The sequence below is a fragment of the Rothia sp. 110740021-2 genome (genome assembly GCF_054263775.1).
Genome location: NZ_JBSZFE010000003.1, coordinates 34052 through 46255, shown reverse-complemented (window position 1 = coordinate 46255; position 12204 = coordinate 34052). Strand labels below are relative to the sequence as shown.

The window sequence follows — 12204 nt, the reverse complement described above, 5'->3', positions numbered from 1 at the left end:
GACAACCTTTCTCATTTTTCTATTTCTTAGGGTAACCCTTTTGCAAATAATTGTCATTTGGAAACTAACTGAGTATAGTGATTCTCAGAAACACATGTGTGCAGAGGCTTGCCCAAAAACGCACACCACCTACATCCACAAAGAGAAACCGGCACGCACGCGCCTACCAACGCGGTAGAAACCCGAAAAACCCCAGCACCGGGCAAACCCCGAAAGTATCGGGCAGCACGCCAGCCAACGAGCAGTCATCCAAGGAGCTACCATGCAAGGACGCACCAAACCCCTGAGCCTACTCAGCGCAACCACCCTCGGATGCACCCTCGCACTCGGGGCACCCCTCGCCCTCCCCCAGGTCGGCACCTTCACCGCCGCACAGGCACAGGAAAACCAAGTCGGTACCCAGACAGGTACCGAGTCGCGCACCTACGTCAACTACGAAGGTGACTACGTCATCGCGGGCGTACACACCGAAATGCTCAACGCATTCCTCGACGGCAACCAGTTCACCCTCGGCACCCTCGCAGACACCGGCCCCGGCAAGCAGGGACGATTCAACCCCGCCCGCACCGTCTTCCACCTGCCCGACGTCGAGGACGCACACACCAACGTCGTAGCAGGCTACGACTACATTGCCCCCGAAGGCACCGACATCTTCTATATTCCCTCCACCCGCACCCGCGGCCTGCTCTACCCCGGCCTCGGTGCGGAAGGAATCCGCCCCGGCACGCTCAAGAACAACACCATCAACCTTGAACTCGTGCGCAGCAGCGTACCCGAAGGCGGCCGCGCCGAAGTCTTCACCGAATCCGGCCGCGACAACCCGCGCGTCTTCAGCACCAACGACCAGCTCGCACCGCACACCATCACCTCTGGCGGTCACGAGCACCTCAGCTGGGCATTCACCCGCAAGGGCATCTACCAGCTGACCTTCCGCGCCACCGCAACCCTTGCTGACGGCACCCCGGTCAGCTCCGAGGCGACCTACACCATCGCTGTGGGCACCAACGCTGAGGACGGCTTCGAGCTCCTGAACGCGCAGAACGCCGCGAAGGAAGCGGCAAAGGAGAGCACGAGCGAAGCAACCACTACCCCCGAGGCGAGCGCTACCGCTACCAAGAGCGCCGCCAGCACATCTACTTCCACCTCCGCAAGTACTGAGGCGAGCACATCCACCGGTATTCGCCGCGTGGATGCATCCGTGAACGGTCAGAACGCCGCACAGATGACCGACCCGAGCGGTGCGAAGGCAGAGGCAAATGGTGAGCAGGCATCCCAGGGTGGATCCGGTGTTACCGCTATCAGAGGCACCGACAACACCAATAACGGCTCCGACAAGGGCGAAAGCAAGGACGGCAACTCCCACGGTGTGAAGGGCTCCAGCGTGAAGGGCTCCAACGCCCGGAACATCAGCGCACCCAGCACCGGTAGCGGTGTGCTGTCCTCCGGTCTGCCCGGTAGCCTGAACCAGCAGTGCATCGCCACCGAGGTTCCCGCCGAAGATGCCAAGGACTCCAAGGACGCTCAGAAGGACAACAAGCAGAGCAACCAGGCAGCCCAGGCGCCGACCAGCATCCCCACCATCGCTGTGGTCAACTCCGCCGAACATAGCGGCCGTGAAGAAGTCACCCACGGCCACTTTGACGTGGGCCCGGTCCTCAACGGCGGCAACCTCACCAGCAGCGTGAAGGACGACCGCACCAGCCCCGCCCGCCACGTCTCCCCCGGCGCCCTCGAGTTTGTACTCAATGACGCCGCGAAGATCAACCTGCCCGCAGGCATGGAGAATATCGCCCCGGCGGGCACCCCCGTGCACATGATTGGTGCAACCCAGCAGCAGGGCGTGCCCTGGCTCGGCTGGAGCACCCAGGACCCCGAACTGCTCAAGCAGCTCGACGGCCCCGTCACCATGAGCCTCAACGGTTTTGAGGGCCCCGGCACCATGTCCACTTTCCTCTCCGGTAACTTCGGTTCCGCCGGTCAGAAGGTCTTCGATTCGCGTAGCGGCGGCTCCTTCCAGGTGCCCGCAAACACCCACCAACACAGCAACTGGGTGTTCACCGCTGAGGGTCGCTACACCGTGACTATCGGCTGGACGGCACGCCTGAAAAACGGCCAGCAGGTCAGCAGCGAATCGGTTCTGCACTTCACCGTTGGCAACCCCGATAACGCCCCGGCAAGCAACAACGCGCAGGGTGCGCAGAACGGCAGCGAGAAGAGCACCGCTAAGAACCCCGTCAACGGCACCATAGACGAAGCCACCGGCATCGTCACCAAGCCCGACGGATCCAAGGTACGCATCGTCGGTAAGACCGCCTCCGGTGAGGATTGCGCCCTGACCAGTCAGGAACTCGCGAACGCTCAGAAGGCAGCCGCGGCAGGTAAGCTGCCGAATACCGGTGTGGTCATCGACCCGTTCATGGTCAGCACCTCCATTCTGGCACTGGCACTCGGTGCCATGATTCTGCGTTCGGCACGCCGAAAGGGCCGCAGCGGTGACACCGCATAGCAGACATACCGGCAACCGCGCGCAAGCATATAGTCGGCGTACCGCCCTCACCCTCGCCTCCCGTATCGCGGTGGGTGCGGGAGTGGGGGCTGGCGCCTTCGCACTGAGCGGATGCGCAGGCACCGTGAATGCGTCCTCCGACCGGATGCGCGTGGTCGCCACGACCCCGATTCTGGCGGATTTGGCGCAGCAGATTGCCGGGGAGCGCGCCAGCGTGCACTCTCTGGTGCCTGCCGGTGCTGACCCGCACTCGTACGAGCCGAGCCTGCGCGATATTCGCGATGTCGCCTATGCCCGCTGTGCTCTGACGAACGGTCTTCTGCTGGAGCAGCGTAAGCTCAGCAAAATGGTTGAGGCGAACCTGCCCGCCGGGGTCGTGTCCGTGGCGGTGGCGGAGAAGATTGAGCAGTACGGCGGCAAGCTGGAAGCCATTGTTGAAGATGCCTCCCTAGACTCTATCTGGCTGGGGTTGCGTGTTGAAGAGGGCGGGCAGAACGAGTCTGCCCCCACCGACTCTTCGGATGCAGGCATGCGCTTTGAGGTGCAGAGCGTACGGGCGCGAACCTCCACGGATTCCTCGAATGCGCAGTTGGCGGCGTTCATTACGCAGACCTTCGGTGCGGTGGAGATGCTGTGCGATTCGCATGCGCGCGGCGTGAACCTCACCCGTGAAGGGGACACAGCGATCCGTACCGGCGATATGGGTTCGCTGGAGCTTCCTTTGCAGGCGCATACGCACCTGTCGTGGGCATTTAGTGATGCCGGCGAGTACGCGATTGAACTGAGTGCCACCGCGGTCAATGCGCCGGAGTCGGTGCGTTCTTCGCGCGGCACCCTGTACTGCGTGGTCGGTCGTGACCCGCAACAGCTGGTGGACCGCCTAGCGAAGGAACAGAACGTTTCCGCTTCGGACATCAAGGTTCTTTCGGCAGGTCACGCCGATATTACCGCACGCACCGGCGACGGCAGGATCGTGCTTCGGGCGGATTCCTCCCAGGGTGCCGTAGAGCACGAGCTGAACCGCACCGTAGTCGCGGTCCCCTCCCGCACTCTGCAGGAGGTGCCCGCGGGCGGTAGCTACCGTTTTCTGCGTTCGGGTGCTTCGGAGGATCGCGGTCAGGTGTACCTGCTGGCGCAGGCTGTTCTGGGTAAGCACGTGCACGGCGAAATCGACCCGCACATTTGGCATTCAGTACCGAACGCGAAGGCGAGCGTGCAGGTCATTCGTGACGCGCTCATCTCCGCCGATCCGGCGGGTTCGAGCGAGTATGCGACCCGCACCGAGCAGGTGATGAAGGAGCTTGATGCCCTGGACGCTCAGCTGCGTCAGGTGTATGGAGCCCTTCCGGAGTCGGCACGCAATCTGGTCACCACGCACGACGGTTACCGCTACCTGGCGAGCACCTACGGGTTGCATATTGCCGGTTTTGTGAGTGCTAGTGCCAGCGGCGAGCCGAGTATTCAGCAGCGTCAGCGTTTGCGTCGCACGGTCGAGGATTTGAAGGTTCCAGCGATTTATCTGGATAAGTCAACGGCGATGCGTTCACCGGTTCTGACGGAGCTGGCTCGGGAGGCTCAGGTGCGTACCGGGGTGCTCTATTCGGACACTCTGGATGCGCAGGCTCCTCACTACGCACAGATGATGTTGGCGAATGCTCACACGATTGCGCTGTGCTCGGGGAATGGCGCTGGGCACAGTTCCGGCGGCGATTCTGGAGATAGCTCTTCGGGTGCTAGTTGCTCGGAGGCGAGCACATCGTAACCCGGTTTTCAATCTCCCCACAAGCTCATATAGCCGTATCAGTATATAGATAATCTTTCAAACACCGTTTCGGTCATGATCCAAGTTCGGTCATGATCTAAGGAAGTCCTCATGATGAACTCAACCACCCGCCTCTCTCGTAGCCTGCCCGCCCTGGCTCTGGGCACCAGCCTGATGCTCGCACCCCTGGGCGTGGCACACGCGGAGACCACCCCGGCAACCGCAGAGAGCGCCTCGACTCAGCCGAGCGACAGCAACCTCAGCCGCGGCGAGCGCGCCCTCGCCCAGACCCTGTCGGCGGAGCAGCCGGTTGCATCCGGTCGCACCGAAATTTCCTCCGGTCACGTGGATATGGGCCCTCGTTTCAACAACGGCAAGTTTGAGCTCATGCTCCACGACGATCACGGTGAAACCCCCGTCTGGCGCAGCCTGGACGAAGTCATCTACCGCGGTAGCGACCAGGCGATTCTTGAGGTGCCGAACGACCCACGCTATTCCTTCGTGGGTGCACCTGCCGGTTCTAAGGTATACGTGATTCCGCAGACCGAAGCTAAGGGCGTGATTTGGCCGGGGTGGAACACCCAGGATCCGCAGCTGGTGTCCAAGCTGAACCGCGGCGTGAACCTGACACTGGAGCAGGTGAGCGGCCCCGGCACGTTCAGCCTGTACCTGGAGAACGGCAACTTCTCGGCACCGCAGGTGCTGTGGTCCTCTACCAAGAATGAGCCGCAGAAGTTGTGGGTGGAGAAGAACACTCACACCCACGCGAACTGGGTGTTCACCGCCCCGGGCGAGTACCTGCTGAAGGTTACCGCGAGCGCTGAGCTGTCTGATGGTTCGACCGTGTCTGATACCCGCTACCTGAAGTTTGCGGTGGGTGATTCTGCGAATGCTGATGCCCTGTACGCGATGGAGGCGCAGGCTCGTGGTTCAGCATCCTCGGGTTCTTCTGCACCCTCCGATGCTTCGTCTACCTCTGCATCCCAGGCTGCCGGTTCTTCTTCTGCCGCAGCAAGCGACCAGAGCGGTTACCGTACCGAGTTCACGATTCCCTGGGGTGTCATTGCCGCAGGCGTGGCAGCTGTCATTGCTGTGGGCGCTTTCCTTGCGTTCCGTCGCCGCTCCTCCGCGCAGCGTGAGGCACTGGATGAAGTGCGCGGTGACCGTTCGTGAGCGCGTCGGTAACAGCTGGCACTGAACCCGTCCTAGAGATTTCGAACCTGTACGCCGGATACGCACGCCGTTCCATCCTCAAGGATCTGTCCCTGACGCTGGAGCGCGGCGAGTTTGCGGGCCTGATTGGTGCTAATGGTGCCGGTAAGACCACACTGCTACGCACTATTTTGGGTCTGATCCGCCCGGCATCCGGTCAGGTTCGCGTGCTGGGTGAGTCGCCACGTGTGGCGCGTGCGCATATCGGTTATGTGCCGCAGAAGCACCAGTTCCAGTGGGATTTTCCGCTGACCGTCAAGGATACGGTGATGACCGGTCGAGTACGTGAGATTGGGTTCTTCCGCCGCCCGGCGAAGAAGGATTGGGTTCAGGTTTTTTCGGCAATGGAACGCACCGATGTTCTGCACCTGCAGGATGCTTCCATTGCGGAGCTTTCCGGTGGTCAGCGTCAGAGGGTTCTTTTGGCGCGCGCTTTGGCGGCGAACCCCTCCCTACTGCTGCTGGATGAGCCGTTTACGGGCGTGGACGCGCCGACCCAGACCACTCTGACCCGCCTGTACCGTGAGTTGGCGGGCGAGGGCATCACGATTCTGATGTCTACACACGACATGCTGGCGGCGCGTGAGTCCTGCTCGCGTCTGTGCGGTGTGCGCGGCAATATTCACCTGGATGGTCCGGCGGACTCCTTTAGCCTGGAGCAGCTGCACACGTGGTTGCACGGTCACGATATTGAGGAGGCGCAGGGCCACGCCCGCACGGGCTTCACCTGTGCCGGTGGTGCGTTGGATGAGTACGGCCACGAGCTGCCTGATTCCTGCGCTTCTGACTCTTCTCTCTCCCCCGCCCATACTGCTTCTACCGGGGGTACCCGTTGATTACTCCTATCGATTTTCTTGCCGACCTGTTCAACCCGTCTCTGGCGTTTCTTCCGCGCGCCCTGGCGGCGGTGCTGCTCGCGTCGGTAGTTACCGGTGTGGTGGGCTGCCACGTGCTGATGCGCGGCATGGTCTTCATTGGCGATGCAGTGGCGCACTCGGTGTTCCCTGGCCTTGCGGTGGCGTTCGTGCTGGGCGGCAACCTGGTCATGGGCGGTCTGACTGCGGGCGTGGTGACGGCTATTCTGGTGGCTATTTTTAGCCAGAATCAGCGGCTACGCGAGGATTCCGTGATCGGTATTTTCTTCGCGGCATCTTTTGCGTTGGGTATTGTGATTATTTCGTTGGCGCCGGGCTATTCGGGCTCGGTGCAGGATTTCTTGTTCGGCTCGATTGTGGGTGTTTCGAATGAGGACATTACCCAGGCGGCGATTATGGGTGCCGTTATTCTGCTGGTGTTGTGGCTGTTCCACCGCCAGATTGTGACGGTCAGCCTGGACCGTGAGAGTGCCCGCGCGATGGGCCTGCCGGTGCTTGCCCTGGATATTGTGCTGTACGTTCTGGTGACCATTTCTGTGGTGCTGGGTTTGCAGACGCTCGGTAATGTGCTGGTGTTGGCGCTTCTGGTGATTCCGGCCTCGGCTGCCCGCCTGGCGTGCCGCCGACTGGGGTCGATGATGGTGTTCTCGCCGGTGTTTGGCGGTATCTGTTCGATTGTTGGCCTGTACCTGTCGTGGGCGTTTAACCTGCCGACCGGTGGCACGATTGTGCTATCGATGGTGGCGGCTTTTGTGCTGGTGTGGGCGGTGACGGCGGTTCGTTCGCGAGCGCGTGCCCAGCTGAAGAACTAAGCCCAACTCAACCCAATTTTTCTCAGTTAAACGGACGAGGCGCATCCCTGTTTGGGGGGTGCGCCTCGTGCGTTTTTTACAGGTCTTAAATACCCAAAGTGAATCATGTTCATGTTTAAAGAACCAAAAGATACACTCCGCGTAATAAAAGCGCATAATTCAACACGTCGGGTTTAATGAAAATACAACCTATCAAATATTTCTTATGGGTTGATACATGTAGTGATAAAGCAGTCACTGCACCCTCATTAGAGCTTCAAAGAAGGAGTGATCATGAAGGCATATGTATACCACGGCCCCGATCAGAAGGGCGCCTGGGAGGAAGTCCCGAACCCCACCATTCTTGAGCCCACGGACGTTATCGCCCGTGTCGACACCACCACCATTTGCGGTACTGACCTGCACATCCTGAAGGGCGACTGCCCCGAGGTGGACCACGGACGCATCCTGGGCCACGAGGCTGTCGGTACCATTACCGAGGTTGGCTCCGCGGTGACTGACCTGAAGGTCGGCGACCGCATCATCATCCCCGCCGTGACCAGCTGCGGTAAGTGCTCCTACTGTAAGGCGAACCAGCCTTCGCACTGCCAGACCGTTGGTGGTGTCGGCTGGATTTTCGGTTACATGATTGACGGCACCCAGGCAGAGTACGTGCGTGTTCCCTACGCAGAGACCTCGGTTCACCTGGTTCCGGAGGGCCTGACCGACGAGGACGTCCTCTTCCTCACCGACGCACTGCCCACCGGCTTCGAGATCGGTATTCTGAACGGTCACACCAAGCCCGGCGACACCGTCGCTGTCGTGGGTGCAGGCCCCGTGGGTCTGGGCGCGATCATGACCGCTAACCTCTGCGGTGCCGGCCGCGTCATCACCGTCGACTTCGACGACAACCGCATGAACAAGGCACTGGAGCTGGGCGCAACCGATAAGGTCAACGCGGGCGACCCGGACTTCATCGAGAAGATTAAGACTCTCTCCCCCGACGGCCTGGGCGTGGACGTGGCAATTGAGGCTGTGGGTGTTCCGCAGACCTTCGAGACCTGCACCAAGATTGTTCGCCCCTACGGCAACATCGCTAACGCCGGCGTGCATGGCAAGCCCGTTGAGTTGCCCTTGAACACCATGTGGATTTCTAACGTTCGCATCAACATGGGCCTGGTCAACTGCAACACCGTCGGTAACCTGCTGAACATGGTCCGCTCGGGTCGCCTGAATGCTAAGGCAATGGCAACCCACCGCTTCACTTTCGACCAGTTCGAGGAAGCCTACGACCTGTTCTCCCACGCTGCTGAGCACAACGTGGTGAAGGTTGTTATCTCCCGTAACCCCGAGGTTGCGGCATAGACTGCGGTAGGCTCATATACCGCTCATACTGAAACCCCGAACGTTTGTGAGGGATTTCGGTGGGATGTATTCATGACACTGCGAACATCCCTAGGATTCGCCTCCGGGTGGGAGTGGGTAGGTCCCACCCGGAGCGCGAATCGTCCTCCCCTACCCCGAGATGTAGTTATTTTCTGATGATGTAAGAAATCTGAAGATGTAGAGATGCGCCAGCTCGGGGTTTTCTGTTCCCTCAGCCCCCTCTCCGGTGGGCTCTGGGGCGGTTCCTCAAGCGTGATGCACCCTCTGCCGGGCGCTCTGCCAACCTGCTTCGGCGGGTTCTTCTGCCAGGCAACCTCTACCGGTGGAGGGGCGCATCATTTGGCTCTTCTTGGTCGGGTGGTACCTCCGATTCTGCTCGCCCTTGAAGGGAAAGGAAAAGGGTCGCACGCTTACGGTTCAATGGCGAACTCGTAGGCTGCGACCCTTTTCTCATGCCCGGTTTTCGGTGCCTCGGGCGGGCTATTTAGTTTTTAGGCTTCTCAGTACTGGGTTTTTCTCCGGCGGCATTCTTTTCACCGGTGTTCTCATGACCGGCAGCATCGTGCAGGATGCGGGTGAACGCCTCCGTGGGGTCGTCTGCCCCAGCTGCGGCAGAAGAGTCGGTGGCGCCTCCGATGACGGGTTCGGTGGGCGCATCCTCAACGGGTACTTCAGCCAGATTCTCGGCAGGTACCTCGGCAGGAGCCTCGACGGACACCTCCGCGACGATGGGCTCATCCGAGGCGGACTCCGCAGAGGCGGGCGCCTCCGGAGCCTTCTGCGCATCCTCCTGCTTATCCTGAGCCAGAGTCTCTACAGGCTGCTCAGAAACACCCTGCTCAGTAGCTACCGGCTCACCGTGCGCGGATTCCTTCTTCGCATCCTTGTGCGCGTCCTTATGTTCGAGCCTGTAGATGATGCGCGGTTCCAGGCGCTCAAAACCAATCTTGGAGCGCACCCAGTTCACGAAGCGGTCGATACGGTCCTCACCCTCGGTGGTTTCCGCAACCCGGTAGTTGCGCGGCAGCATCACGCTGTCGCTGAGCACGCGCGGGTACTCATCAATCTCCTGAATACCCGCCATGTACATGTTCTCGCGGAACTGGTGAGCGAACTCCTGCTGACCGAGGAACAGCTGGTCGGCGTAGGTTTTAGCCGCCAGGCGCTCGCTGTAGGCGTCCTTGGAGTCGCGAGCGCCCTTCTTGGAGCCGTAAATATCCCAGAAGTAAAAGTACACATTGTTCGCGATAATGGCGGAGATAATGCGGTTCTGCAGGTACACGAGGGCACCGACGGCGACCGCACCAACAATCAGGAGCACCACGGCGAGCGGGGAGAGTGCAAAGTCAGACAGATTGCCGCGGTGGTTCGTGAACAGGCCAATCAGGTAGGCGATGGTGACCACGATGATGGGCACGCCGATGAAAATCACGGCCAGCGGAACCCAAATGTACAGCAGGGCACGTAGAATCAGGCGGTAGTAGCTAATCGAGTCGCCAATGGGGATGGGCGTAGGCTTCACGGAAGAGTGCGCACGCTTCATGAGCAGGCTGAAGATACGGTTGCTGTCGATGCCAACTTTACGCAGCTTCGATTCGAGGGACGCACGCTTGAGGAAGACCCGGTAGTTTTCGAGGACGACGCGCTGGTCGGAGGTGAGCTTTTCGGGGTCGGGTAGGGCGTTGAGGTCCAAGCCGGCTTCGGTGAGGAGCTTGCTCCACAGTTCCAGTCGCGCCAGTTCGGAGGGTTTTGCCGCCGCCTGCGCCTGGTAGTTCTTGTAGGAGATGAAGATGGTGCTGGCACCAATCAGCAGTGTAATGAAGGGTGCAATCCAGTCTTTGAGTCCCATGGTGGCGTTCCTCCTTGAGTGTGTGGAGCCGTTGGTTCCTCTGTCTTTTTCGGGCGACTTTTTCGGGCGTGAGCCTACTGTTTTTACCGTACCACCGGCACCTGTGCTGAACCTTTAAATGCGCAGGTGGGTGCGTAAAAATAGCCCCGCCTCCCGGCGCTCAAGAGCAACGGGAGACGGAGCTTATCTATGAGGTTTAGTGCGCTGTATTAGTGTTCTGCGGGCTTCATTTCGCGCGGTGCCTTACGAATCATGAGGTAGCTGATGACAGCCATAACACCCATGAGCACGGCACTGAATGCGGAGCTCAGCACCACGCCCGAGTCGAAGGCAGCGAATGCGGAGGAGAGCAGCTGGTTCGCCTGCTCGCCACCTACATGGCTGGCGACGGACACGGCACCGCCGAGGGTTTCGTGGGCGTGGTCGGCGAGAGTCTCATCCAGGCCGTCGGGTACAACCACATTTGCGCGGTAGACGGCGGTGAGCATGCCACCAATGATGACGGTGCCGAGCACCGTACCTGTCTCGTAGGAGGTCTCCGAGATCGCGGATGCCGCACCAGCCTTACGCGGCGGCACGCTGGAGAGCATCAGGTCGTTCGAAATGGTCTGCGCAATACCGATGCCGGTACCGAGCACAATGAAGATCAGGATAATCACCAAGTCGTTGTGCGCACCCAGGAAGGCGAGCACCGCGAACGCGGCAGCGTGGAGCGCCAGACCGAAAGACACCACCTGCGCCGGGTGGAAGTGCACCGCCACGCGCGCAATCACCAGACCGGCGATAATGATCGCCAGGGTACCGGGAATCAGCAGCATACCGGCGTACATGGGCGGCAGACCGGAGACCAACTGCAGGTGCTGGGAGGCGAAGTAGATGAAGCCAACGTCCACCATCATGGAGATGAGGTTTGCGGTAATCGCGCCGGTGAACACGGTGTTGCGGAAGAGGCGCACATCCAGCATGGGCTGAATATCGTTCTTCTCGCGGTTGAGCTGACGCAGCACGAACAGGACGATGAAGCACAGGCCGGCAAGGATGGTGCTGATAGCCACCGCATCGAACCCGGTTTCGGAGGTGTGAGTCAGACCGAAGGTAATGCCGGTCATGCCGGTCATAATCAGCAGGATGCTCAGCGGATCCACCGGGCTGGGGTTCGGGTCCTTCGACTCGGGAACCATAATCGGGGCGAGAATCAGCAGAGGAATCAGAATCGGCACAGCGAGCAGGAACATCGAACCCCAGTCGAAGTGCTCCAGCAGGAAACCACCCACAATCGGGCCCAGCGCCGCACCCGCCGAGAAGCCCGAAGCCCACACGGCAATAGCGATGCGGCGCTCGGTCGCATCCACAAAGATATTGCGAATAATCGACAGGGTTGCCGGCATGAGCATGGCGCCAAAAATGCCAAGCAGGGCGCGGGCAACCACGAGCATCAGCGCGGAGGGCGCGAATGCCGCGAGCGCAGAGATTGCCGCGAAGCCGGTCGAGCCGATGAGCAGCAGCTTGCGGCGACCGATGCGGTCACCGATAGCGCCCATGGGCACGAGCAGGGCGGAGAGCACCAGGGAGTAGGAGTCAACGATCCACAGCTGCTCCGCGGAGGAGGGGTTCAGCGCCTTAGCGATTGCGGGCACCGCGAAGGCAAGCACTGTGTTGTCGATGGAGACCAGGAGCACCGGGAGCATGAGCACACCGAGTGCCGCCCAGCGCTTGGTCTTCTGGTCGGGGGCGTGAATGGGCAGAGCCGTGGTGTGCGGATTGTGATTCGTCATGGGTTGTTTTCGTGCGTCTATAAGGTGTCGGCTGATGCGGCGGACGCG

At 60.7% G+C, this 12204-nt stretch carries 8 protein-coding genes; 6 read left to right on the top strand and 2 right to left on the bottom strand.

All coding sequences use genetic code 11. The features are described from left to right. Nucleotides 1–262: 262 nt before the first annotated feature. The 6 genes from ACUXHH_RS07485 to ACUXHH_RS07460 all read left to right on the top strand — a co-directional run bounded on the left by ACUXHH_RS07485 (nt 263) and on the right by ACUXHH_RS07460 (nt 8511). Entirely contained in the window at nt 263–2506 is a 2244-nt protein-coding gene (locus tag ACUXHH_RS07485; protein ID WP_458391156.1) for a TIGR03773 family transporter-associated surface protein, read from the top strand. Beyond that, on the top strand, nt 2493–4268 hold the full coding sequence (locus tag ACUXHH_RS07480; RefSeq protein ID WP_279741572.1) for an anchored repeat ABC transporter, substrate-binding protein: 1776 nt from the start codon (nt 2493–2495) through the stop codon (nt 4266–4268). Before ACUXHH_RS07485 ends, ACUXHH_RS07480 begins: the two co-directional genes overlap by 14 nt. Nucleotides 4269–4379: 111 nt before the next feature. Beyond that, nucleotides 4380–5441 (top strand): choice-of-anchor M domain-containing protein, encoded by a 1062-nt coding sequence (locus tag ACUXHH_RS07475; RefSeq protein WP_279741574.1) that lies wholly within the window; start codon nt 4380–4382, stop codon nt 5439–5441. Beyond that, the gene (locus ACUXHH_RS07470) at nt 5438–6316 is read left to right on the top strand and encodes a metal ABC transporter ATP-binding protein (protein ID WP_279741576.1); all 879 of its coding nucleotides are present in this window, start codon (nt 5438–5440) and stop codon (nt 6314–6316) included. The genes ACUXHH_RS07475 and ACUXHH_RS07470 overlap by 4 nt, the downstream gene beginning before the upstream one ends. Beyond that, nucleotides 6313–7167 carry an anchored repeat-type ABC transporter permease subunit gene (locus tag ACUXHH_RS07465; protein WP_012904337.1) on the top strand — a complete coding sequence of 285 codons (855 nt, stop codon included), beginning with the start codon at nt 6313–6315 and terminating at the stop codon, nt 7165–7167. The genes ACUXHH_RS07470 and ACUXHH_RS07465 overlap by 4 nt, the downstream gene beginning before the upstream one ends. Before the next feature lie 273 nt (nt 7168–7440). After that, a complete protein-coding gene (locus ACUXHH_RS07460) occupies nt 7441–8511 on the top strand; it encodes an alcohol dehydrogenase catalytic domain-containing protein (RefSeq protein ID WP_279741579.1) in 1071 nt (356 codons plus the stop codon). Nucleotides 8512–9016: 505 nt separating this feature from the next. Here ACUXHH_RS07460 and ACUXHH_RS07455 read toward each other — a convergent pair. Both ACUXHH_RS07455 and ACUXHH_RS07450 read right to left on the bottom strand, forming a co-directional pair. Then, a complete protein-coding gene (locus ACUXHH_RS07455) occupies nt 9017–10381 on the bottom strand; it encodes an NADH dehydrogenase (RefSeq protein WP_049363766.1) in 1365 nt (454 codons plus the stop codon). A gap of 209 nt (nt 10382–10590) precedes the next feature. Continuing rightward, complete coding sequence (locus ACUXHH_RS07450) at nt 10591–12156, bottom strand: MFS transporter (RefSeq protein ID WP_458391155.1); 1566 nt, start codon at nt 12154–12156, stop codon at nt 10591–10593. Between the last annotated feature and the right edge of the window lie 48 nt (nt 12157–12204).

Excerpts from the sequence above, each read along its gene's own strand:
- ACUXHH_RS07475 (WP_279741574.1), top strand. The coding sequence starts at position 4,380 with ATGATGAACTCAACCACCCGCCTCTCTCGTAGCCTGCCCGCCCTGGCT.
- ACUXHH_RS07460 (WP_279741579.1), top strand. The coding sequence starts at position 7,441 with ATGAAGGCATATGTATACCACGGCCCCGATCAGAAGGGCGCCTGGGAG.
- ACUXHH_RS07450 (WP_458391155.1), bottom strand. The coding sequence starts at position 12,156 with ATGACGAATCACAATCCGCACACCACGGCTCTGCCCATTCACGCCCCC.
- ACUXHH_RS07485 (WP_458391156.1), top strand. The coding sequence starts at position 263 with ATGCAAGGACGCACCAAACCCCTGAGCCTACTCAGCGCAACCACCCTC.
- ACUXHH_RS07455 (WP_049363766.1), bottom strand. The coding sequence starts at position 10,381 with ATGGGACTCAAAGACTGGATTGCACCCTTCATTACACTGCTGATTGGT.